The sequence below is a fragment of the Eisenbergiella sp. OF01-20 genome (genome assembly GCF_003478085.1).
Lineage (GTDB): Bacteria > Bacillota > Clostridia > Lachnospirales > Lachnospiraceae > Eisenbergiella.
The window spans coordinates 111205-135463 of sequence record NZ_QUES01000016.1 but is presented as its reverse complement, the minus strand read 5'-3'; the positions used below and the strand labels follow the sequence as shown (position 1 = coordinate 135463).

The 24259-nt window shown below is 49.1% G+C and carries 16 protein-coding genes; 3 read left to right on the top strand and 13 right to left on the bottom strand.

Annotated elements, in window-relative coordinates; translation table 11 throughout:
- Positions 1 to 115 precede the first annotated feature (115 nt).
- Complete coding sequence (locus DXA36_RS18450; RefSeq protein WP_044930692.1) at positions 116 to 1627, top strand: recombinase family protein; 1512 nt, start codon at positions 116 to 118, stop codon at positions 1625 to 1627.
- A 236-nt stretch (positions 1628 to 1863) separates the two neighbouring features.
- Here DXA36_RS18450 and DXA36_RS18440 read toward each other — a convergent pair whose 3' ends face one another.
- The 4 genes from DXA36_RS18440 to nifJ form a co-directional block, all read right to left on the bottom strand.
- The gene (locus DXA36_RS18440) at positions 1864 to 3258 is read right to left on the bottom strand and encodes an ABC transporter substrate-binding protein (RefSeq protein ID WP_118680951.1); all 1395 of its coding nucleotides are present in this window, start codon (positions 3256 to 3258) and stop codon (positions 1864 to 1866) included.
- Positions 3259 to 3385: 127 nt separating this feature from the next.
- Entirely contained in the window at positions 3386 to 5140 is a 1755-nt protein-coding gene (locus tag DXA36_RS18435) for a sensor histidine kinase (RefSeq protein WP_118680950.1), read from the bottom strand.
- 191 nt (positions 5141 to 5331) lie between these two features.
- Positions 5332 to 6783: a 4Fe-4S dicluster domain-containing protein gene (locus DXA36_RS18430; protein ID WP_118680962.1), complete on the bottom strand. Its 1452-nt coding sequence runs from the start codon at positions 6781 to 6783 to the stop codon at positions 5332 to 5334.
- 183 nt (positions 6784 to 6966) lie between these two features.
- Complete coding sequence (gene nifJ, locus DXA36_RS18425; RefSeq protein ID WP_118680949.1) at positions 6967 to 10500, bottom strand: pyruvate:ferredoxin (flavodoxin) oxidoreductase; 3534 nt, start codon at positions 10498 to 10500, stop codon at positions 6967 to 6969.
- Between the two features lie 407 nt (positions 10501 to 10907).
- On the opposite strand from nifJ, the gene DXA36_RS18415 reads away from it, so the two are divergent.
- Positions 10908 to 11813 carry a LysR family transcriptional regulator gene (locus DXA36_RS18415; RefSeq protein ID WP_118680947.1) on the top strand — a complete coding sequence of 302 codons (906 nt, stop codon included), beginning with the start codon at positions 10908 to 10910 and terminating at the stop codon, positions 11811 to 11813.
- Between the two features lie 40 nt (positions 11814 to 11853).
- Positions 11854 to 12642 carry an alpha/beta hydrolase gene (locus tag DXA36_RS18410; protein WP_330425059.1) on the top strand — a complete coding sequence of 263 codons (789 nt, stop codon included), beginning with the start codon at positions 11854 to 11856 and terminating at the stop codon, positions 12640 to 12642.
- 54 nt (positions 12643 to 12696) lie between these two features.
- Here the strand turns inward: DXA36_RS18410 and DXA36_RS18405 are convergent, their stop codons facing one another.
- The 9 genes from DXA36_RS18405 to DXA36_RS18360 form a co-directional block, all read right to left on the bottom strand.
- Positions 12697 to 13317 (bottom strand): 4Fe-4S binding protein, encoded by a 621-nt coding sequence (locus DXA36_RS18405; RefSeq protein ID WP_118680946.1) that lies wholly within the window; start codon positions 13315 to 13317, stop codon positions 12697 to 12699.
- A 72-nt stretch (positions 13318 to 13389) separates the two neighbouring features.
- On the bottom strand, positions 13390 to 13791 hold the full coding sequence (locus DXA36_RS18400) for a pyridoxamine 5'-phosphate oxidase family protein (RefSeq protein WP_118680945.1): 402 nt from the start codon (positions 13789 to 13791) through the stop codon (positions 13390 to 13392).
- Between the two features lie 274 nt (positions 13792 to 14065).
- Positions 14066 to 15586, bottom strand: a complete 1521-nt coding sequence (locus DXA36_RS18395) for a hypothetical protein (RefSeq protein ID WP_147366616.1) — start codon at positions 15584 to 15586, stop codon at positions 14066 to 14068.
- 6 nt (positions 15587 to 15592) lie between these two features.
- The gene (locus DXA36_RS18390; protein WP_118680943.1) at positions 15593 to 16102 is read right to left on the bottom strand and encodes a GyrI-like domain-containing protein; all 510 of its coding nucleotides are present in this window, start codon (positions 16100 to 16102) and stop codon (positions 15593 to 15595) included.
- Positions 16103 to 16244: 142 nt separating this feature from the next.
- On the bottom strand, positions 16245 to 17681 hold the full coding sequence (locus DXA36_RS18385) for a helix-turn-helix transcriptional regulator (RefSeq protein WP_182479146.1): 1437 nt from the start codon (positions 17679 to 17681) through the stop codon (positions 16245 to 16247).
- A 413-nt stretch (positions 17682 to 18094) separates the two neighbouring features.
- The gene (locus tag DXA36_RS18380; RefSeq protein WP_118680941.1) at positions 18095 to 19510 is read right to left on the bottom strand and encodes a phosphoglucomutase/phosphomannomutase family protein; all 1416 of its coding nucleotides are present in this window, start codon (positions 19508 to 19510) and stop codon (positions 18095 to 18097) included.
- On the bottom strand, positions 19503 to 21929 hold the full coding sequence (locus DXA36_RS18375; RefSeq protein WP_118680940.1) for a GH36-type glycosyl hydrolase domain-containing protein: 2427 nt from the start codon (positions 21927 to 21929) through the stop codon (positions 19503 to 19505). Before DXA36_RS18375 ends, DXA36_RS18380 begins: the two co-directional genes overlap by 8 nt.
- Positions 21930 to 22315: 386 nt before the next feature.
- Positions 22316 to 23209 (bottom strand): carbohydrate ABC transporter permease, encoded by an 894-nt coding sequence (locus tag DXA36_RS18365; RefSeq protein WP_118680938.1) that lies wholly within the window; start codon positions 23207 to 23209, stop codon positions 22316 to 22318.
- A 12-nt stretch (positions 23210 to 23221) separates the two neighbouring features.
- Positions 23222 to 24205, bottom strand: a complete 984-nt coding sequence (locus DXA36_RS18360) for an ABC transporter permease (RefSeq protein WP_118680937.1) — start codon at positions 24203 to 24205, stop codon at positions 23222 to 23224.
- Between the last annotated feature and the right edge of the window lie 54 nt (positions 24206 to 24259).

The window sequence follows — 24259 nt, the reverse complement described above, 5'->3', positions numbered from 1 at the left end:
GAGTGAGGAAGCCGGGGCATAAGATTTTCCGAAGCCATCGTTGATTTGCGGGGCTGCTGGCGGTATAATAAAGGTGTCAGCAGCTCCGTTTCTTTTTAAGAAAAGGAGCGACAATATGAACAATCGAATAGACGCAATCTATGCAAGACAATCGGTGGACAAAAAGGACAGCATTTCCATTGAAAGCCAGATTGAATTTTGCAAATACGAATTGAAAGGCGGGAACTGCAAGGAATACACAGACAAAGGGTACAGCGGCAAGAACACAGACCGTCCGAAGTTTCAAGAACTGGTGCGGGACATCAAGCGGGGGCTGATTGCAAAAGTCGTGGTTTACAAGCTCGACCGTATCAGCCGTTCCATTCTGGACTTTGCCAACATGATGGAGCTGTTTCAGCAGTACAATGTGGAGTTTGTGTCCTCTACGGAAAAATTTGATACCTCCACCCCGATGGGGCGGGCGATGTTGAATATCTGTATCGTGTTCGCCCAGCTTGAAAGGGAAACCATACAGAAGCGAGTAACGGACGCTTACTATTCCCGCAGCCAGCGAGGTTTCAAGATGGGTGGGAAAGCCCCTTACGGCTTTCATACAGAGCCAATCAAGATGGACGGTATCAACACAAAAAAGCTGGTGGTAAATCCAGACGAAGCGGCAAATATCCGGCTGATGTTTGAGATGTACGCCCAGCCCACTACCTCCTACGGGGACATTACCCGGTACTTTGCCGAACAGGGTATCTTGTTCAATGGCAAAGAGCTGATACGCCCCACGCTGGCGCAGATGTTACGCAATCCTGTCTATGTGCAGGCAGACCTTGATGTGTACGAGTTTTTCAAAAGTCAAGGGACAGTCATTGTCAATGACGCTGCCGATTTTACGGGCATGAACGGCTGCTATCTGTATCAAGGGCGGGATGTGAAGCCCAGCAAAAAGAACGACTTGAAAGACCAAATGCTGGTGCTGGCTCCCCATGAGGGCATTGTCCCCTCTGACATCTGGCTGACCTGCCGCAAGAAGCTGATGAACAACATGAAAATCCAGTCTGCCCGGAAAGCCACCCATACATGGCTGGCGGGAAAAATCAAGTGCGGGAACTGCGGGTATGCCCTTATGAGCATTAACAATCCTGTGGGAAAGCAATATCTCCGCTGCACAAAGCGGCTGGACAATAAAAGCTGTGCCGGGTGCGGGAAAATCATCACTTCGGAACTGGAAGCGGTTGTTTATCAGCAGATGGTAAAGAAGCTGGCAAGCTACAAGACGCTGACAGGCAGAAAGAAAGCGGCAAAGGCAAACCCGAAAATTGCAGCACTGCAAGTGGAGCTTGCCCATGTGGACAGCGAGATTGAAAAGCTGGTGGACAGTCTGACGGGCGCAAACAATGTCCTGCTCTCCTATGTGAATGTGAAGATAGCGGAACTGGACGGGCGCAAGCAGGAACTTCTGGCGAGGATAGCGGAGCTGACGGTGGAAGCCATCAGCCCGGAACAGGTCAGCCAGATTTCCGGCTACCTCGACACTTGGGAGAATGTATCCTTTGACGACAAGCGGCGGGTGGTGGATTTGATGATTACCACCATAGCCGCCACAAGCGACAGCTTGAATATTACATGGAAAATCTGACGGGTAGCACACCTCCCGTCAGATACCTACCCTGTGTAGTCCCTTGTAAACTGTACTTTGGTTGATTGTTCATACCAACACCTCTCTGCCCGTTCCGCCGGGCGCTGACGATATAAACCTTATTACAGCTTTATTATTACGTCATATCCTCATTATTTTCTTCATGAAAGGGCCGGAGGAAAAGCCTTCGGCCCTTGTGTTGTTATAGTCTGCGTATTTATATCCGATACCGGCGATTATTCGCTCATATTCTCCAGCACCTGGGAAATAGCGTCTTCAATGCTGACACTGCCGGTCACGATTTCAGGCATATGGTCAAAGATAGGTGCTCTCTGTTCCTGTGTGCAAAGATCCTGTGCCGCATTAGATACCGCTGTTGCGGACTTAATCATGTCAAGACTGTCAAGCTGCAGGGAATTCAGGGAAGCCGTATCCAGCTGCACACCATTCTTCAGCGCAGTTGCTGCAGTCTGTGCGAAAAGTGATACATTTTCGTCAGTAAGCATATCGTTTACGAAGGAAACGGCTGCCGCACGTTTTTCCGGATCATCCCATGCTTTTTTTGTAATATACCAGCCGGAGGAAAGTCCGCTGATAATATCGCTTGCTTTACGCTCGTTTGCTCCGGGTACAAAGGTTACGGTAAAGTTGTCGATATCGTCGGTTGCTTCTGCAATACCGCCCATTTTCCAGGAACCGTCCACATAGAATGCCGCTTTCCCGTCTACAAAGCTCTGGAATACTTCAGAAGCCTCTGCGGTATTGGTGTTTTCAGAGAAATATCCTTTTTCAAACAGATCCTTGATATCTCCCAGGCCTGCGATCCAAGCTTTTCCTGCTGCATCGTCCAGGGATGCGGGTACGGATGCATGGGTAGCGGGTGTGTCATGATTGTAAATAGCGAACTCAAACCAATAATGAGGCTCTTTTGCCAGGGATGCTGCAATAGGAGTAAATCCGGCATCTTTGATTTTCTGGCAGATATCAAGGAACTCCGCCCATGTGGTGTCTGCTCCGGGAATTTCCACACCGGCCTGCTCACAAACGGATTTGTTCACATACAGGCCTTCCCAGTAGCCGTAGAAGGGAACTGCATATTTCTTTCCGTCCGCAGGACAGGCAGGAATCATATCATCCTTCATGTTTGATGCGTAATCAGGGTATACGGTACGGATTTCATCGATGGTAACTACCTTTCCCGCTTCCACGAAGGGATTGGAGTCGTTGCCGTTAAAGTAGAAAAGCACATCCGGTTCCGCGCCTGCTTCAAAGTCGGAAATTACACGGGACTTAAAGGTTTCATCCGCTGTTCCTGAGGAATCCGCTACGGTACATCCGTATTTGTCTTCCCATCTCTTTACGGAATCCTGATAGTTCTGTACGTTGCTTTCTTCACCCGCGAAGGTTGTTGTTACATTCAGCGTGGTTCCGCTCTTTACTTCCAGCGTTCCCGCTTCTGCTTCTGTTGTGGATTCTTCTGCCGGTGTACTGTCCTCTGCCTGGCTCTGCTCCGCCGCCGTAGTCTCCGCCGGCTTGGATTCACTTGCCGTCTGGCTTGCGCTGTTACCGCAGCCTGCCAGTGAAGCCACCATCGTGCATGCTAATACACAAGCTAATAATTTTCTTTTCATGTAAGAAACCTCCCTTTCGTTTTGGATGACTTGTTTTTCATCTGTACTAATCATATAACAATCCAGGGGAAAGGTTAATGATTCCTATTGTGATTATTTGTCTTTTATTGTTCTGTTCCGCCGGAAGTTATTTATGCAATTTGACTGTTATTGTGCTTACCGTACAATCTTCTTTGTCATTTTTGATTGTCAGCCCGCAATCCGGGCCGTAAATTATCTGTAATCTCTTGTTCACATTGCAGATTCCCAGGCTGACGGAATGCTGTTCACCGCTGTCCGTTCCGCTGCCAAGCAGGTCTTCCACCTTCTTTTTGTCTTCCTTTGTCATGAGGCCGTCATTGATAATTTCTATCTTGAGCTTATCTGCCTCGGCATAAATGCGGAGCACGATCTTACCCGCGCGTCCTGCCAGTCCGTGCTCCACCGCATTTTCCATGATAGGCTGGATGATAAGCCGGGGAACCTCTGTCTGCAGAAGCTTTGGATCGATCTGCTTCTCAAACTGGAACTTCTCCCCGAAACGCTGCCTGATGATATGGCAATAAGCCTCCACATAGCTGATCTCTTCCGACAGCGGTATCATCTGCTGCTTCTTCCTGTCCATGGTAGCCTCCAGCATGGTGGAAAGAGCTTCGATCATGCTGCTTACCCGGTCATTTCCCTCCATCCGCGCCTCCCAGTTGATGATCTCCAGGGTATTATTGAGGAAATGGGGGTTGATCTGGGACTGGAGGGCCATAATATTGGCATCCCGCAGGGCAAGCTCCTCCAGGTATATCTGTTCAAACTGGTTTTTCAGCTTATCCGACATGCTGTTAAACGCATTGTCCAGATATAAAAACTCCCTGCTCTTCTCCTTTTTCTCTATCTGCACCCCGAAATGGCCCTTTTCAATCTCCGAAGCCGCATCGATCAGACGTTTTACCGGCATGGTAACCTTTCTGTACAGGAAATAAAATACAATAAAAATAAGAGGGATGGTAAATGCCATCATCAAAATAGTTATGTACCGTATGGCCTCCTTCTCGTAATGGATAGCATCATAGTCCAGCTTCACTACATAGCGGATGACATGGCTGTCCATTTTCCGCTCGCAGGTCACGTAGGCCACATCCTTCTCCTCATGGTATTCGCTGTACCGTTCCGCGCTCTCCCGGCGGATAAAATCCTCCGCCCAGCCTGTCCCGAACACCCATTCCCCATCTATGCTCACATCGTAATCCAGATACCAGGGAATCCCCTCCACACTCTGAAATACGCTGTCTTTATCAATATCCATAACAATTACGGCATAGGGCCGGTACACGGGGGTCATGATATTACGGACCATATATAAATGGCCTCTTTCATTCACCCAGCCTATCCCGGTGTCAATCTCCTGCGCTTTCTGTTCCACACGTTCCCTTGCCAGGCTCTTGAATTGTTTGATGCTGTCATAGTTATTGCTGCTGTAGCTGTAATAAATCCGCTCCGGCTCCTCGGTAAAATACAGTATAGTGCTTAAGAAGCTGCTGTCATAGCGGTACATCTGCTCCAGGAAGGTGGTAACCCTCTCATACAGGTCAAGCCTGTCTCCGTCCGCCTGATACTGTCTCCAGCTTTCTTTGATTTCAGGTATGTAAGAGGCATTTCGGGATACCCGCACTGCCGCTTCCACCCGCATTTCACATATTTCCACAGCGGTATCCATGGTTTTTTCTATATTTTCTTTCATCTGGCCCGAAAACCGGTTCGAAACATAGGTCAGTATTGCCATGGTAAGAATGGCAAGCGGCAAAAGCCAGCAAAGCAGCATCAGAATAGTCATACTCCATTTCAGCTGCGCCGGCTGGCGTTTTTCTTCCGTTAAACACGATTCCTGCAGTGCCTTTTTTGTTTTCACTCCTGCTCCCCCTCATCCCCCGGATCCTAAACAGAACCGCACGGCGGCGGTTACCATGTATGCTTCTGCCAGCATATTTCTATTCATTATAATATAAAAAAAGGAGCCAGTAAACTACCAGCTCCTTCCAGGATAACGATTCCCTGATGCCATGCACCTATCGATGCCATGCACCTATCGATGCAATGCACCTATCGGTGCATGGAGAAGGAATCCATATCGTAATTCTTCAGGTTATCATGTACGCCTCTTGCATCTGCCTGGGAAATCAGTTTATCCCTGTCCTTCTTGGCGGCAAGAGCCGCTTTATGCCGGCTGGGTCCGCCCACGCAGCCGCCTTCACAAATCATGCCTTCGATGAAATCCTCCGGCAGCTTGCCCAGCTTGAAGAGCATGAGCGCTTTTTTACACTCTGCGATACCGCTGCATCTTGCCACCTTAAGGTCGGCATTTTCCCCGGTCTCTTTCAGGCATTCCACGACAGCTTCCGTCACACCGCCGCCGTTGCCGAAGCGCTTGCCGAATACACTCGCTTCCTGGCTCGTGTTTTCTTCCGGCTCCAGCTGTACGTCCTTGGCACGCATCATGGCGCGGATCTCTCCGAAGGTCAGGACATAATCCGCATTCCCCTCGATTTTCTGATCCTGCACTTCAGACTTCTTGCCGATGCAAGGCCCGATAAATACGGTAACCGTCTCCGGATCCTTTGCTTTCAGCATCCTGGATACCGCACACATGGGGGAAACGGTGGTGGAAATATGATCCGTCAGCTCAGGAAAATGTTTCTTTATATAGTTAACAAAAGCGGGACAGCAGGAGGTGGTCATTTTCTTGCCTTCTTTAAAGCTTTCCGCCCATTCTTCCGCCTCAAACGCAGCAGTCATATCACCGCCCAGGCCCACTTCCACGAAGTCGGCAAAGCCGATCTTCTTCATAGCGGTCCTCCAGCTTGCCATGGTGATGTTTTCACCAAATTGTCCTTCTCCGGCAGGCGCCAGCATAGCCACTACCTTTTTGCCGGAACGGATTTCATTGATAATATCCACAATGCTTGTCTTGGAAGCAATGGCCCCGAAAGGACAATTATGGATACACTGTCCGCACTGGATACATTTGGATTCATCTATCTGGCATACTCCATGCTCGTCCATGGTTATGGCGCTGACAGGGCAGCTCTTCATACAGGGTCTCTGTATTTTAACGATTGCGGAATAGGAACAAGCCTGTGCACATTTTCCGCAGCTTTTACATTTGTCCGGATCGATAAAGGAACGATCGTCACCGATGGTAATAGCCCCGAAATTACAGGACTGTTTACAGGATTTTGCCAGACATCCCTGACACAGGTTGGTAACTACGTATCCGGAGGAAATGGGACATTCCTCACAGGCGGAGTTGATAACCTGTACTATATTGCTGCTCTCTCTGGTACCGGGGCATTTTCCTTCTGCCAGTCTGACTCTCTGTCTGATAATTTCCCTTTCCTTGTAAATACAGCAGCGGAAACGCGCTTCGGGCCCGGGAATCATATCGTAGGGAATATTCTCTTTTTTCTCGTCCAGTTCACCGGCAAATGCCAGCTTAGCCACTTCAGTGAGTACCTCGTGCTTAATTTTTAAGATGGTAGCGTCATCAGATACTATACCCATATTCTTTTGTTTATCCTCTTTCTGATTGTTAAAAAATTAACTGGTACATCCAAAAACAAAGCTGGATTTGAGACAATCCCAAGCCAGCTTATATTTTTGTTCTTCAGGCAGCACCCGGGGTACGGCGAAGTTTCCTTCGCCTCCCCCGGTAAGCCTTACCGCAAATGCGGTCAGTAATTAGTTGTCTCCGTACAGAGTCTGCAGCTTCTGCAGATACTCATATCTTTCTTTTGCGTTTTCCGCAGCCTGAGCCTGAAGCCTTGCAGCCTTGTCGGCATCCTTCAGAGCCAGGGAGGTATATCTTACTTCACCGCTGATGAATTCCTGGAAATCCTTGCTGGGTGCCTTGCTGTCAAGGATGAATTTCTTCTCAGCAGCAGGATTGTAGCGGAACATATTCCAGTAACCGGTCTCTACAGCCAGTTTTTCTTCGGTCTGAGCCTTGCTCATACCCTTCTTGATACCATGGTTGATACAAGGAGCGTAAGCAATAATCAGGGAAGGTCCCGGATAAGCTTCCGCCTCTGCGATAGCCTTAACGGTCTGGTTGTAATCAGCACCCATGGAAATCTGTGCTACATATACATAACCATAGCTCATTGCAATACCAGCCAGGTCTTTCTGCTTCACTTCTTTACCGCCGGCTGCAAACTGTGCTACAGCACCGGTAGGGGTAGCCTTGGAAGCCTGTCCGCCTGTATTGGAATATACTTCGGTGTTGAATACCATAACGTTGATATCTTTTCCGCTGGCGAGGATATGATCCACACCGCCGAATCCGATATCATATGCCCATCCGTCACCGCCGAATACCCACTGGGATTTCTTGGAAAGGAAGTCTTTGTTTTTAACGATATCCTGGCATACGCCGCAGTCCTGTGCTTCCAGTACCGCTACCAGCTTATCGGTTGCCGGTCCGTTGGTCACGCCGCTGTTGTAGGTATCCAGGTATTCCTGGCATGCCGCCTTAACAGCTTCGTCCCCGGTATTGGCAAGTACCTCTTCAACCTTAGCTTTCAGCCCGCCTCTGATTGCGTTCTGTGCAAGCAGCATACCCATACCGAACTCAGCGTTATCTTCGAACAGGGAGTTGTCCCAAGCGGGTCCCTTGCCGGCTCTGTTTACGGTATAAGGTGTACTCGGTGAAGAGTTACCCCAGATAGAAGAACATCCGGTTGCGTTTGCAATATACATTCTATCGCCAAACAGCTGTGTGATCAGCTTCGCATAAGGTGTCTCACCACATCCTGCACAAGCTCCGGAGAACTCAAGCAGAGGCTGTTTGAACTGTGAGCCCTTAACGGAATTCTCTTTGAATTTTTCAAGGACTTCAGGCTTCTCGGATACGGACTGTCCGTAGTTGAACATCTTCTCTTCAGCAAGCTGTGTTTCAAGAGGATTCATGTTCAGAGCCTTCTCCCCCTTCATGCCGGGACAAACATTTGCACAGGATCCACATCCGGTACAGTCAAGTACGGATACGGTTACTGCAAATTTCTTACCGGGCATTCCGGTCATATCAAGCATCTTCATTCCTTCAGGAGCATTAGCTGCTTCTTCTTCCGTCATAACAGCAGGACGGATTACGGCATGAGGACATACATAAGAACAGAAGTTACACTGGATACATTTGGTAGGATCCCAGGTAGGTACATTAACCGCAATACCTCTCTTCTCATAAGCAGAAGATCCGGAAGGAGTGGAACCGTCCGCATAATCCTTGAATGCGGATACAGGCAGGGTATTTCCTTCCTGAGCGCTTACCTTGGTCTGGATGTTGTTAACGAAATCAACCACATCTTTTCTGCCGCCGCTTACCACTGCATAATCAAGTCCTTCATCTTCACAGTTCTTCCAGCTTTCAGGTACTTCTACCTTAACAACGCCCTTGGCGCCTGCATCGATAGCTGCCCAGTTCTTCATAACAACATCTTCGCCCTTACGTCCGTAAGTAGCCTTTGCAGCAGCCTTCATCAGTTCGTTTGCCTTCTCGGCAGGAATGATTCCGGTCAGTTCAAAGAATGCGGACTGCAGGATCGTGTTGATACGTGTGGGACCCATGCCGGTTTCGATACCAATCTTAACACCGTCGATGGTGTAGAAGTTGATATTGTGGTCAGCGATGAATTTCTTCATCTGTCCGGGAAGGTGCTTGTCCAGCTCTTCCGCGTTCCATGAGCAGTTCAGCAGGAAGGTGCCGCCGTCAACCAGCTCCTGAACCATATTGTACTTACGTACATAGGCAGGATTGTGGCATGCAACGAAGTCAGCCTGACGGATCAGGTATGTGGATTTAATCTTCTTATGTCCGAAACGTAAATGGGACATGGTGATACCGCCGGACTTCTTGGAATCGTAATCAAAGTATGCCTGTGCATACATATCGGTATTGTCACCGATAATCTTAATGGAGTTCTTGTTGGCACCTACCGTACCGTCTGCACCAAGACCCCAGAATTTACAGTTTGTGGTTCCTTCGGGAGTGGTAACCAGCTCAGCGCCCAGCTTCAGGGACAGGTTGGTCACATCGTCTTCGATACCGATGGTAAATTTCTGCTTCTCAGCGTTGTTGTATACGGCAACGATCTGTGCAGGGGTGGTATCTTTGGAACCCAGGCCGTAACGTCCTGTGAATATGGGAACCGCATCGAACTTGGATCCCTTCAGTGCTGCAACGACATCAAGGTAAAGAGGCTCACCCTGTGCGCCCGGCTCTTTGGTCCTGTCAAGTACGGTGATCTGCTTAACGGTTTCAGGAATGGCTCCGATCAGGGCATCCGCACAGAAAGGTCTGAACAGACGAACCTTAATGACACCAACCTTGGCACCTGTGGTTTTGATCATGTAATCGATGGTTTCTTCAATGGTATCATTTACGGATCCCATAGCTACGATTACGTGCTCGGCATCCTCTGCACCATAGTAGTTGAACAGCTTGTAGTCTGTTCCGATCTTCTCATTAACCTTGTCCATGTAAGTCTGGACAATTCCGGGAAGCGCATCGTAATAAGGGTTGCTTGCTTCTCTTGCCTGGAAGAAAATATCAGGGTTCTGCGCGGAACCTCTCTGACAGGGATGGTTAGGATTCAGGGCTTTCTTACGGAATGCGTCAACGGCATCCATATCTACCATATCCTTCAGGTCTTCGTAATCCCAGGTCTCCACCTTCTGGATCTCATGGGAGGTACGGAATCCGTCGAAGAAGTTAATGAAAGGAATGCTTCCTTTAATAGCTGCAAGATGAGCAACTGCGGTAAGGTCCATAACTTCCTGGACGCTGCTTTCGCAGAGCATGGCGCAGCCGGTCTGGCGGCATGCATATACGTCGGAATGATCACCGAAAATGCTCAGTGCATGGGATGCAATCGCTCTCGCGGAAACATTGAAAACACCGGGAAGCTGCTCGCCGGCAATTTTGTAAAGGTTAGGAATCATAAGAAGCAGACCCTGGGATGCCGTGTAGGTAGTTGTCAGAGCACCTGCTGCCAGGGATCCGTGAACGGCACCTGCCGCACCTGCTTCAGACTGCATCTCTGTGATGTGCACGATCTGACCGAACATATTCTTTCTGTCTGCTGTTGCCCACTCATCCGTAGCTTCCGCCATGGGTGAGGAAGGGGTGATAGGATAGATAGCCGCAACATCTGTAAATGCATATGACGCATGTGCTGCTGCATGGTTACCATCCATGGTTTTCATTTTCCTTGCCATAAAAACCTTCCTTTCTTATCTTTATAGATAGTCAAATTTTTACAGCGCCTATGCGGATACCTTGGATTTGCTTGCATACGCGCTTGCCCTTAAGGAGCACCTTGAGGGCTGTTAAAAATTTATCTTATTGATACTCAATATTATACATCTTATAAGACAAGCATGGGTATACCTTTTTTATATGTTTTCTATATATTTTTTTATATAATGTATTGCTTTTTCTCCCGGAAAAAGCTATGCTTAAAGCAGGTTTCCGGGGATTGTACGGAACCGGATACATTTTGTATACAATGTATAAAATGAAATACAAGCTCATAGGCAGGTAAGCTGCCGTAACGGCCCTGCACTGTTACAGGCATGCCGTCCGCCGTATCCGCATAGGAAAGGGCGCACAAGGGAGGCCGCAGATGAATCTCAATGTACTTCGTTATATTATAGAAGTGGAACGCAGCCGTTCCATCACGGGGGCGGCAAAACAGCTGTTTATCAGCCAGCCTAACTTAAGCCGTGATATCCGGGAGCTGGAGGAGGAGATCGGCTTCACGGTTTTTACCCGCAGTTCCCGCGGTGTCATTCCTACGGAAAAAGGCAGGGAATTCCTCGTACTCGCCAAAAAGGCGGTCAAACAATACCAGGCTTTGGAAAACTATTGTTCCCGGGATGAAAAGGACAATATCAGCCTGCACATCTGTGTCCCGCGGGCCAGCTATATCACAGGAGCGTTTACCGCATTTCTGAAAAAACATGCCAAAGGGCGGCAGCTGTCGGTCAATTATAACGAAACCGGGACGATGGACGCCATCTGCCAGGTATCCGACCGCACCGCATCCCTGGCTATCATACGCTGCCCTGACCGTTATGAGAAAACGCTTCTGCCCCTGCTTAAGCTGCGGGAGCTTTCCTATGAAACCTTATGTAAATTTGAGTTAACGGTTATCATGTCCGACCGGCATCCGCTGGCAAAAACCTCCGTGCTGACACCGGATCTGCTTTCCCAGGCCATAGAGGTGGTCTGCGATGATACCTCCCTCTCAGCCTATCTGCATGAAGCGCCGGAAACGGAGCATAACGAAAACAGTATCCATATCCATGAACGGGGCAGCCAGTTCGACATTCTTACAGGCGTCCCCGGTACCTTTATGTTTGTCTCCCCGGTTCCGGATACTATATTATCCAGATATCATCTGGTCCAGAAAAAATACCAGGGTTCCCCCAGGAAAATGACGGATCTGCTGATTTATCCGGAGGATTACAGACCAACCCGGGCGGAAGCCGCATTTCTGGAGATGTTAAAGGAGAACCTGCCGAAGTAGGGGCGGCCGACCGGCTGCCGCTTAAAAAATAGGAGTCCCAATGGAAAAGCAGAATTTTATAATCCAATACCCCGCAGAAAGCTGCAGGGGATTGGAACCTCACAACAATAACCAATTGGATATGCGGCCACATCCGTCCGGCCCGCTCACGGAAACAAAAGGCATCCCCGCCATTTTGTGGGGAACGCCGTCCGAAAGTATCTATCTTTATGTTCACGGAAAATCCGGCTGTAAGGAAGAAGCAGGCGTTTTTGCGGAGCTTGCCTGTGCCCGCGGCTGGCAGGTGCTGAGTATGGACTTGCCGGAGCATGGGGAACGGAAAGAGGAAGGCGGGTGTTTTGACCCCTGGCATGTGGTTCCGGAATTGGACTGCATATATGAATTTGTAAATAAGAAATGGAAAAGAACTGCTTTATATGCCAACAGTATAGGCGCATGGTTTTCCATGCTCAGTTTTGCGGATAAATCTTTCGAAAAGGCACTTTTTGTATCGCCGGTGCCTGATATGGAATACCTGATCCGCCGCATGATGCAGTGGGCTTCTGTCTCCGCGGGAGAATTGGAACAGGAAGGCACCATACCGACTTCCTTTGGGGAAACCCTGTCCTGGGAATACTATTGTTATGCAAAAGAGCATCCCGTCTGTCATTGGGAAATCCCCACGGATATTCTGTATGCGGGACGGGATCATCTGATTGAACGAACTGCTGCAGAAAGCTTCAGCCGCCGGTTCCGTTGCCGGTTAACCGTAATGGAGGATGGGGAACACTGGTTCCATACGCAGGAACAGCTGAGGGTGCTGCGGGAATGGATAGAAAGCTGCCTCTGATATCTGCGTATAAAACGCAGATACCAGGGTTCGCTGCACTGTGCGGGTATTGTACTATCGCTTTTCCACCGCGCCTACAGGGCAGATTTCTGCACACCTTCCGCAATGCAGACAATTTGATTGGGATATGACCACCGGTTTTGCAGCAATATCAATACATTTCTGCGGGCAGACAGAAAAACAAAGTTTACAACCGATGCACGCACTGCCCGCGAAGTAGCCGCTTATCTTTTTTTCGCTCCCTCCAAAGGAAAAGCTCTCCCGAAAAATGGGCTTTGCGGAGAGGTCGAAAAACTCTCCCTCGCCTTGGTAAATTTGAAACACTCTCAGCACGGCGCGGCTCTTTTCGCCGGGGTAGATTTCTTCCATATAAGGATTTGCTTTGAAAATTTCCGTCAGAAGCACATCGCCCAGTTCCCGCACTTTTCCCCGCACTGTGACAGACTTGGAGGACATAGTATCCTTACCGTGAAAGCCTGTAACGGATACGCTGTCGTGAGCCTTCAGCCGCGAATAAAAGGCTTTGCCCTTCGCTGTCAAAAAATACAGGCCGTTTTCATCAGACAGCATCATATCAATGACACAGGTTACCGGATTTCCGTTTTCATCAATTGTGGCAAAAACCGTTGAGTGAATCTCCTTTTGCAAATACTGAAGATACTTTTCCGCTTTCATGTGTATACTGTCCTTTCAGGATTGGGGTCAATGGTTAATAAATCATCATGGTAACGGTGGGCTGTTTAGTGTTTACAGTATGTATTCCTTGGGCGGATTACCGGAAAAGTCAGCAATGACAGCCTGCGCGTCCTCCAGATAGAACACCTCAAAAATGGGGTTGTCGGCGGTCTGGTACTGCCCCTTGACAATGGGGTTGTTCATGCAGCCCTTTTTGATCTCCCTGTTGTTTTCAAAAACCACCTTTCCATGCAGTCTGATCCACGCATAGGATGGGCTGGATACGGAAACCTCGATGTTGGGATTGGCCAGCATGTCCTTGTAGACTTCCTTGGTATTGTTGGTGCAAAACCACAGTTTGCCGTCCTGTTCAAAACAGAACATAAAGGGGCGGCACTTTGCCTTTCCGTCACGGCCAATCGTGGCAAGATACTGCACAGGATTTTCCTGCAAAAACGTTACGACTTCATTCATGGTGTTAACCTCCGTTTTTTCTTTGTATGCATTTGGCGGCTGCCAAACAGTTTCTTCAGAAACCCTTCAGGGGTTCCTCTTTTTTTTATTATGCATTTATGGTACCGGACTGTAAAGTAAGCACTTTATTGTGGTATAGTTACCAAAATGATACGAATGAACAAACAGGAGGTTATCTGTGGATATGGTGCAGGAAAAATACGACTGTGATGACCTTATGAAGGCGGCAGATTTGCTCTGCTGATCAGGATGACAGGTTCCCTATATTGGGAATTCATTTTTTCGGCACCTGCCCCATAAACTGTGTATCCCCGCTTTCCAAATCAATTTTATAGAACGGATGGGCTTCGTCTCCAATATATACTTCTGCTACAAGCACACCGCCGTTGATCTCGCAAATCAAGCTATAATAGGGATAATCATCCGATTGTTTTCTTTCCGGAAGATACGCAAATATCACCTGCTGTGTACCGTCCTTATCGACCTGGTGCAGCCGTACTCCGACTTCCTCATCGTCTTGTTTCTCCGGCACGCCTGGAGAAGTCTGTACAACACCGGGATCCGACTCCTTTATATAAGAGGAGTAATAGACCTTCCCTTGATACAGCGTAACGATCTCATTAAAATGATCCTTCTCTACGGCTGCCAGCACAGAAAGTTTCTTATCTCTTATTTCATACAGCACAATATATTCCTTGTTTCTATCTTCCTTAAAAAAATGGTAAAGCATATACTCTTCATCATTATACTTAAATACCGTGTTTTCACCTGGCAGCTGCACCTGATCCGGTTCCAGATCAATTCCTCCGGCAATTTCAATCGTATCCACCCGCCATTCCGTCATTCTGTCCGGTGCCAGCCACCATCTCATACCAGCCTGGTACAACGTGGGCGGCGCATCCAGGGATACTTCATAGATGAGATCAAAGGGATATGCATCGATATCATCCATGTCGGTTTCCCCTGCGTTCTCTAACACTAACTCCATATCTGAAAAATTGCTGCTTCTCTTTTTCCGGATACCGATTCCTGTTTCATAATCATTCAGCGAATAATCCGTGACATAGAAACCATATCCGTAAGTTTTCTCTGCCCTGTTCAAATACCATATCCCCTCTTTATATATGTAGGTGAAATCTTCCGACCACCTCCAGGCACTTCCGCCATAGGTATGGATTGTGAACGCACACTTTTCTGCGGTCAGCGGCAGATAAGGGTCTCCGAATATCCCTCCTTCAGACATGGTCCTGATTAAGTTGGCATCCTGAAAATCCAGCCGGTACTGCTTGGCGCCTTCGCTGTATATCGCAAACAGTATACGGGGCAGTTCTCCATAGTTTTCCGAATTTGGCGGCCTATATTGCAGCACCCCCACATAATCAGGTATCCCGTCCTGGTTATAATCCAGTTCTGCCGAATCCATCAATTCCCAGTGCTCAGGAACAAAGTCTGTTATATTCCGTCCTGTTTGCAAAAGATCCGGTACCTGCTCCGGCATCCGGGCTACGTCGTTGGGGTCCGGCTGCATCCCTTCGCCTGTCCGCAGCTCCGTCTCTGTCGGGGAGTCCATGGCTGGTTCTGTCTGCAAGGAAGCCTCTGTCTCTGCCTGGCCGTCAGAAGTCTGCGTTACATCTGCCTGCACCGGATCCTCCGTCCCAGGCCGGGCGCCGGAGGAATCCGAAGAACAGGACGATATCATCATAATTGTCAAAAGGGCTGAAAACAGTTGTAAGAATTTTATTCTTACCCCCATCCTTTTCCTTCTCGTAAAGCTCTCAGCTTTTGTCTTATTCATAGTATTTTATTTCCCTGACTCCGTTACTTTACGAATCGGCACCCAAACCTCATATCTGCTGCCGTCGGGCGTATCTGCATTCTCTTTTTCGATTGCGGTAACCGGACCGGCATTGCGTACATAACCTTCCGGCATTGCCACTGTTTCTGCATACCGGTTGACGCGGCCGTTTCCGGCATCACCCACAGCCTCATCATTTGTTTCCATCCATTCCGTTGTGACGACGAGAAAATCACCTGCGGGAAAACGGGCAAGTTGATACCCCTCAGGCACCTTGTCTACGTTTTGCACAAAAAGTCCCTGAAAATAAATCCGTTCTCCTTGTTCGTTAATGTACCATATATTTACCGGCTTTGTATCCACCGCATAGGGAAGGATTGGCTCGTATCCGCCTATCTCGAAGAAATGCCCCCAAATCTGCCCGAAATCAGAAGATTCGGTAACAATATTTTCGTTTCCGAGAAACACAGACGCTTCTTGATGGATTTGAAATGTAATAATTGCTTTTTCGCTCATAATTTTATTTTCCTTTCGATTTTCCCTGGAAGTTAAGGTTCCCCCTCAATTTATCCGCAGGTGCCGCAGCAGGCAGGGTACTTTTTCGCAAAAGCCTTGCAGTCCTTATCACGCTGTCCGCCTTTGCTGCATCTGTCCTTATTTAAAGTTCCACACTAAACAGATAGGCGGTACCGTCATTTTCCGCACCGTTTAAAAATACTTCCGCCGTCCAGTATTTATCGGGATAGGGAATCTGCACCCCCTGCCCTAAAATTATATTCCTTGTAACATCGTACATGGCGTCGCTGTCGTAGCCGTCGGTTCTGTGCATAGCCGCTACATCTCCTGTAAATACGGCAAAAGAAAATTGGGAGAGATAGGGCGGTCCAAAGTCAGTACCCTCAGCGTCTCTCTGTGGGACAAAATCCACGGAAATAAAACCATTCGGAACCGGGGTATCTGCCTTCATGAATCTTCCCAAAAATCCGTGCCGGGGTTCCACATCCACGCCTTTCCCCTTGTGATGCATAAACAGAAGATCATAATCAAAACCCGATTGATACTCCGCCAGCGTATCCAGTGTCTTTATCACCTCTCTTCTCCGGGTCCGGTCATAGGGATCGTGTTCCAACCATTTCTTTCCGATAAACCGCATGGCCGGCAAGGCTTTGTATGTAAAGCTTTTCAGCCGGAAATCTTTTTGCTGTTCCCGGACAAATTGGGGCATAAACAAAGTCCACTGCACCCCGGCGTCACAGTCCTTTAAACAGTTGATATAGCCGTAGAGTTCCACGCTGTCTGTACCCGTAGATCCGGTTCTGTTACCGGCGATAAGTTCCCGTATACGGCGGTCTTTCATAATGGAAAAATTGCGGAACATATCCTCCACCGCTTTCTGCAGGCCCGGGTCAACGGCTTTTCCCCTCAGCTGGCCGTCAAATCTGTCCAGCGCACCCCAAACAGCCTCATTTACAATATCCGGGCAGGTAATTTTACTTAAATAGGTACGTAGCTTTGCATTTTGCTCTTTAAATCTGGCCAGCACACCATTCATCAGGATCTGTTCGTTTTCCACCAGCTTGTCCTCTGTCCATTGGGGATCATCAAGTATCCAGTCCGTCAGCGAATCGAACACATCCGGATTTTGCCCCCGGGCTGTACGGGACCAGTCAACGACCATCTGATATTTTTCCGTATCTGAAAGCGTTCCGGTAATTTTATCGTCAATATTGTTCCAGCAAAAATTGTCTATGAGCTTAAAAGACGTGTCAAAACCTCCTTCTACCGAAATATTAATTATCAGAGGACTGTAAAATTTCAGGCGGCTGCCCTTTGCCGGAACCTCTGAAGGCTTAATCCCATGAAATCTTGAAAATGCCTTGGAGAAGCTTTCAGGGGTATCGTATTGATACTTCATGGCAATTTCTGTTATCTTTTCCTTCTGCAGCCGTAAGTCTCTGCCCGCCAGACTCAGCCTGCGGTTGCGGATATATTCCCCAAGCGTTATGCCTGTTACCAGGTGGAAGATACGCTGGAAATGTGCACCTGAAGAATAAACCTCCCTTGAGATATCTTCTATTCCAATCTTATTTGTCATATTACGTTCCATAAATGTAATAGCTTTGTTGACGCTTTGCAGCCAATACAAGAACTCCACCCCTTTCATTATATCAAATTGCCTTTTTATTTTCCTGTCACAAAATGCTTCTGTTTGGCACCTGCGAAGTTTGAATTGTCTTAATTATAACATGACTCCTGCTGTTTTTTATTATTATTCTGCGTTATTTAAGAATCCTTGTTCCTGCACGGATATATCCGGCGGACACCGCAGACAGAAAACAGGGATTCTCCGGCGCTTTATCGGGGGCCGGGACAAGGCAGGGACGGGCGGGCCATGAAACAACACAGAAAAAGAGCAGAACGGCACAGCCTTCCGACTATGCCGCCCTGCGGTAATGAAATTACTTTGTAACTATTCAGTCAGGTCCGCACATTTACTGCGCGGCAATTTTACTTCAGATCCAGGAATTCCTCATAAATCCGGCAGACATCCTTCGCCTGTTCTTCCTCCGGCATCTCACAGAAAATACGGATTAACGGTTCGGTTCCGGAAAACCGTCCCACTACCCAGCCTCCGTTCGTAAAGTAGACCTTGCTGCCGTCCAGATAGGATACATGATCGATTTCATACGGAAGCTCCGGCAGGAGTCTGTCTTCCAGAAGGATTTTGTGCACGGCATCCTTTTTCTCCTGGTTGAACTTGTAATCCCGTTCTTCCATATATATCTTTCCGCATTCGGCTTCTATATCCGCATAGATCTGGGACAGCTTTTTGCCGGTTACGGCGATCATTTCCACCAGCAGGCAGGCGGCATATACCCCGTCTTTCCCATGGATATGTCCTCTCACGGTAAGGCCGCCGGAGGATTCCCCGCCGATAACGGCGTCTGTTTCCGTCATCTTGGCGGAAATATGTTTGAAGCCTACGGGTACCTCATAGCAGGTTTCCCCGAATTTCTGCGCCACCTTATCTAACATATGGGTGGTGCAGATATTGCGGACAACGGGGCCATGCCAGCCTTTATATTTCACGAGATAGTAATACAGCAGTACCATGATATCGTTGGGATGGAGGAATTTCCCCTTGTCGTCGATGACTCCCAGCCGGTCCGCGTCTCCGTCTGTGGCGATCCCGATATCACATTTCCCGTCCAGGACGAAATTCTGCAGGGGGCGCAGGGTGGCTGCGGTAGGGGCAGGCAGCTTTCCGCCGAACAGGGTGTCGTGGCGTTCATGGATGGTATCCACCTCGCACCTGGCGGTGAGAAGGATGGTCTTAATAGAGGTTTCACTCACGCCGTACATGGGATCCAGGGCTATTTTGAGTCTGCTTTTACGGATCGCCTGCATGTCGATGTTGTCAATAATATTATCCAGATATTCATTGAGGGGATAGATTTCCCGGATCAGCCCGGCTTCCAGGGCTTTGTCGTATTCCATTGTTTCCACCGGTTCCGTCTCGATCCGGCTGATATATTCTTCTATCTCATCGGTCTGTGCGGCGCTTGCATCCCTTCCGCCCGCGGTAAACACCTTGATTCCGTTATATATGGCGGGGTTATGGCTTGCGGTGATCATCATGCCGTAAGGCATTTCATGCTTCATGACATAAAACATGACAAGCGGCGTGGGCGCCGATTTGTTTACAAGATAGGCCGTCACTCCCTGCGCTGCAAATACCTGCCCCGCCCACTGCATCGCTTCCTTTGCCAGAAAACGTCTGTCGTAGCCGATCACGATCCCTTTGTCCGCGGCGTTTTCATCTTTCATTTTCCTGCAGATGGCTTTTGCCAGAAGCTGGATATTTGCTTTGGTAAAATCATCCCCTATCACTGCTCTCCATCCGCCTGTTCCAAACTTAATCATCGGTTTTCCTCCCTTTTTCCGGGCACTCCTGTCCCATTATCACCTGTACCTGATGGGTGCTGCCCTCCGGCAGTACCGGTATCCGGGAAACCGTTTCCCCGTCAAGCCGGATTTCCCTGACCCCTTTCATGACGCCGTCCGGGTTCTGCACGCTTATTTCCATCCTGGCTCCCCGCCAAACGCGGCTCATATGGAATTCCTTCCAGTCTGCGGGAACGCAGGGGTCAACCACAAAATGGTCAAATTCCGGCTTCATGCCCAGCATGTACCGGGTGGCCGAGAAATAAGCCCAGCCGCCGGTTCCTGTCATAAACGGATGCCTCGCGCGTCCGAAGGCGCTGTGATCCCGCCCCATGATGAACTGGCAATAGGAGTAGGGTTCCGCTTCCCTGATTTCTATCTTGTCATTCTGGTAATACGGGCAGAGGGCATCGTAATACTTCATCGCCCGATCCCCGCGTCCCAGCACGCATTCCGCCGCCCAGGCCCAGGGATTGGGATGGGAGAAAATAGAGCCGTTTTCTTTAAGTCCCGGATACACCCGGGTCACAAAACCGATATCGTCGTCCGGCACCGTATAAGAGGGCGCATTCAGCTGAAGCCCGTAGGGGGTGAACAACCAGGTATCCACGCTGTCCATGGCCTTTTTCCCTTTTTCCGGGCTGGCCGCACCGGAAAGCACCGCCCAGGCATTGGATTCCAGATGGACCTTTCCTTCCTCGTCCCGGCTGGTTCCTATCTTCCTACCGTTTTTGGTGATGCCGCGGATGAACCATTCTTCATCCCACAGCTCCTTGTTGCACACTGTTTTCACCCGTTCCGCCATTTCCGAATAGGTCTTTACATCCTCTTCACGGCCGAGGAATTCCGCCAGTTCAAGGAAGGCGGACAACGCCCAGTAGTGCAGGAAGGAAACCAGGGCGCTTTCCCCGCCGCCAAGGTTCAGGCAGTCGTTCCAGTCGGCGCGCAGGCCTTTGCAGATTCCGGTGGCGCCTACCTGTCTGGCACTGAAATCCAGTATTTTTTTCATATGTTCGTACACGGTGCCTTCCCCGCCGTCCGCGTAGGTCAGCAGCGTATCCGCAAAATCGAAATCGCCTGTCTCCTTGATATATTCCACAAGGGAGGACACCAGCCAGAGTGCATCGTCCGAGCAGGCGTCAGCAAGGCCGTGCACATAGTCATCCTTATTCGGCGTTGGGATGACTGTAGGGGATTTGAAGGGCTTGACCTCGTTGTCAGGAACAAACCACTCCGGCTGGAACAGGTGCAGTCCATAACCTTCTGATACCAGACCTCTGCAAAGCTCCTCCAGCCTCTGCCTGCATTTTTCGGGATTGGAGTGAGGAATGGTCATGGCATCCTGTGCCGTGTCTCTGTAGCCAAGCCCTGTCCGGCCTCCCACCTCGATAAAAGAGGCAAACCGGGAAAACATGACATTGATTTCCGCCTGGTACAGAGTCCATGTATTAATCAAAGTGTTCATCCCCTCATTGGGGGTATGAATCTGAAGCTTGCTGAATTTAGCGTCCCAGTATTCCCGCAGTTCTTCATAGGAACGGTCTGCCGCCTCGGGAGAGAAATATTTCTCCCGCATCCTGCGGCCCGCTTCCCGGTTTCCTTCGCCTAAGAGGAACACAAGGCGCACTTCTTCCCCTGGTTTCAGGGTGATATTCTTCTGCAGGCTGCCGCAATGGTTGTTTCCAAGCTCAAAGGAACCGCCGCATTGTCCTTTCTCCACGGACAGCGGGTTATCCTCCGTGCGGTACGGGCCGATGAATTTATCCCGCAGGCAGTCGAACCCGTCCGGCTCAAAGTTTCCGGTAAAATACTGGAAACCAAACTCTTCATAGAAAAGATCGTGCTCGATAATCCCGTCTTCATAGGAGGAACCGGCACAGTACATACTCATCTGGAAATTCTGGTTGTCTGTCGTAATATGATGGAAGGAAAACTCACAATAGGAAAACACGCGCAAATCCCGTGTCCTGTCACTGTCGTTTTTAATGGTAACATCCCACAGCTCCACCGGATCCTGCAAAGGGATGGAAAGCTTCTGGCTGGCGCTGATGCCTTTATACTCGCTTTCATAGACGGTATAGGACATCCCGTGGCGGCAGCTGTACCGGGCTTCCTCCAGGCTCTTTCCCACAGGCTGCCAGGAGATGCTCCAGTAATCCCCGTCCGCATTATCCCTTATGTACACGTAATGGCCCGGCCGGTCCATGGGGATACTGTTTCCGCGGAACCGGGTGATACGGTGGTATTCCGGCGTTTTGTAGAACAGATAGCCGCCGGCCGTATGGTTCACCACGGCGCACATATTTTTAAGTCCCAGATAATTGGTCCAGGAGGCGGGCAGGTCCACCCGGTCTATCACATATTCTCTTTTTTCGTTGTCAAAATGTCCGTATTGCATAGCAATCCTCCATCTCACATAATTACGCGCATATATCTGCGGGCGTACAGGGAAAAGGCCCCGGCCGCCTGCCAATGCGCAGGGAATGTCTTATCAACTTCATTATAAGGGCTGACAGTCAATCCTGCTATGGTCAGATATGTGAAATTTTGTATATAATTGTTCTCATCCCACCCGGATTTTGTTTTTTTATGTGCATATTTTTGACGTTTCTTCCGGGACAGAAAAAGGTTCCCACCATATTGGATAACGGGCAATTCCGGCTTCGGAAGAGAAACGGACAAAAAAAGGCCTCAGTCAGAATACATACAACTACCGACCGAGCGCCTCTTGCTGTTTACGGACAGGGCGGAACCGGCAAAGCCGCCGTCCCGCGCCGGGATTTGTCAGCCCTTTACCGAGCCGATCATCACCCCTTTTACAAAATATTTCTGGATAAAAGGATAAATACATAATACAGGTACCGTTGACACAATGATCGCACTGTATTTCAGTGTCTGTGACAGCTGCATCTTGGCCTCCGCCTGCGCGGCATCCAGCCCCTGCATATTCGTCAGGCTCATTTTATTGGACATCAGCAGATCCCGCAGGAAGGACTGCAGCGGCATCAGCTCCTTGTCATTGAGATAAATCAGCGCCGTAAAGAAATCATTCCAGTGGCCGACGGCATAATACAGGGCGATAACCGCCATGATGGGTTTGGAAAGCGGCAGGACGATCTTCATCAGGAACTGGAAGGTATTGGCGCCGTCCAGCTCCGCCGCCTCCTGCAGGCTGGAGGGTATGCTGTTCACAAAATAGGTTCTGGTGATGATCACATTATATATGGAAACGGCTCCGGGTATCATCATGGCCCACGGGGTATTCAGAAGATGGAGCTTGCTCACCACCAGGTAGGTGGGGATCAGGCCGCCGCTGAAATACATGGTCAGCATGAACAGAAACATCAGGAAATTGCGCGGCACAAAGTCCTTTCTTGACAGCGGATAGGCGGCGCAGACAGTCATGACCAGATTGATAAACGTTCCGGCCACCGTATAAATAATGGTATTCTTATAGCCCGTCCAAATCATTTTATATTCGGAAACCGCCTCATAGGCCGACAGGGTAAATCCTTTCGGAAACAGGATTACATTACCGTTCCACACCTCATTGGGATTGCTGAAGGAGGCTATGACCACAAACCACAGCGGCCAGAGAAAAACCAGGAGAAGCGCTATCATAACGATTACATTGACGATATCAAAGACCTTGTCGGAACAGGATTTCTTATTCCTCATTATTTTCCCTCCTTAAAACAGGCTTTCTTCCGTAAATTTTTTACAGATCTGGTTTGCCGCGACAATCAACAGCATATTGATCACGGAATTAAACAGGCCGATTGCCGTGGAATATCCGTAATCACTGTTGATCAGACCCACCTCATACACATAGGTGGAAATAACGGAGGCTGCCTGTTTATTCAATGTATTCTGCAGCAGGAATACCTTTTCAAAGCCCACGCTCATCAGGGAACCCATCTGGAGAATCAGAAGCATGACGATAGTTGGTTTGATGGAAGGCAAATCCACATGCACGATACGCTGCAGCTTATTGGCGCCGTCCACGATAGCCGCTTCATGCAGCTGGTAGTCCACTCCCGACAGGGCCGATATGTAGATGATGGAGCTCCAGCCCATGCCCTGCCATACGCCGGTCCAGACATAGATGGATTTAAACAGCTCCGGCTTTCCGAGAAAATCAACGCTTTCCAGGCCAAAAAAGCCTCTGACCACATTAAAAATCCCGGTATCCGGATTCAGAAAAATGGTGATCATGCCGCACATAACCACGGTTGAGATAAAATAAGGCGCATAAGAAACCATCTGCACCGTTTTTTTCAGGTATTTATTCTTCAGGTAATTCAGCATCAGGGCAAAAATAATAGGTATGGGAAATCCCACCAGGATGCTGTAGACGCTGATTCCAATTGTATTTTTAAGAAGCAGCCCGAAATTATAGCTGCTGAAAAACCGGACGAAATTTTCCATTCCAATCCACGGGCTTCCCCAGATCCCTTTTTTAACGATGTAATCCTTAAATGCCAGCTGGATACCGTAGATGGGCGCATAGGAAAATATGAGATAATATACCACTACCGGCAGAATCATCACATAGAGAATCCAGTTTTTCTTCATATCCTTTAACAGACGGGCGGGCAGGCGCTCCGCCTTATGTCCTGCAAACCCGGTATTCTTCCGCCGCGCGGCGCTTTTTTGCTTCCTCCCTGCAGTCATAGGTATTCTCCCTCCTGTTCCCTATTAGGCCGCTGCCGTACCCGGCAGCGGCAA

Coding starts and splice junctions, on each gene's coding strand:
- DXA36_RS18395 (WP_147366616.1), bottom strand. CDS start 15,586: ATGAATAAGACAAAAGCTGAGAGCTTTACGAGAAGGAAAAGGATGGGG.
- DXA36_RS18450 (WP_044930692.1), top strand. CDS start 116: ATGAACAATCGAATAGACGCAATCTATGCAAGACAATCGGTGGACAAA.
- DXA36_RS18415 (WP_118680947.1), top strand. CDS start 10,908: ATGAATCTCAATGTACTTCGTTATATTATAGAAGTGGAACGCAGCCGT.
- DXA36_RS18380 (WP_118680941.1), bottom strand. CDS start 19,510: ATGATTAAGTTTGGAACAGGCGGATGGAGAGCAGTGATAGGGGATGAT.
- DXA36_RS18375 (WP_118680940.1), bottom strand. CDS start 21,929: ATGCAATACGGACATTTTGACAACGAAAAAAGAGAATATGTGATAGAC.
- DXA36_RS18440 (WP_118680951.1), bottom strand. CDS start 3,258: ATGAAAAGAAAATTATTAGCTTGTGTATTAGCATGCACGATGGTGGCT.
- DXA36_RS18365 (WP_118680938.1), bottom strand. CDS start 23,209: ATGAGGAATAAGAAATCCTGTTCCGACAAGGTCTTTGATATCGTCAAT.
- DXA36_RS18410 (WP_330425059.1), top strand. CDS start 11,854: ATGGAAAAGCAGAATTTTATAATCCAATACCCCGCAGAAAGCTGCAGG.
- DXA36_RS18400 (WP_118680945.1), bottom strand. CDS start 13,791: ATGAATGAAGTCGTAACGTTTTTGCAGGAAAATCCTGTGCAGTATCTT.
- DXA36_RS18385 (WP_182479146.1), bottom strand. CDS start 17,681: ATGACAAATAAGATTGGAATAGAAGATATCTCAAGGGAGGTTTATTCT.
- DXA36_RS18405 (WP_118680946.1), bottom strand. CDS start 13,317: ATGAAAGCGGAAAAGTATCTTCAGTATTTGCAAAAGGAGATTCACTCA.
- nifJ (WP_118680949.1), bottom strand. CDS start 10,500: ATGGCAAGGAAAATGAAAACCATGGATGGTAACCATGCAGCAGCACAT.
- DXA36_RS18360 (WP_118680937.1), bottom strand. CDS start 24,205: ATGACTGCAGGGAGGAAGCAAAAAAGCGCCGCGCGGCGGAAGAATACC.
- DXA36_RS18390 (WP_118680943.1), bottom strand. CDS start 16,102: ATGAGCGAAAAAGCAATTATTACATTTCAAATCCATCAAGAAGCGTCT.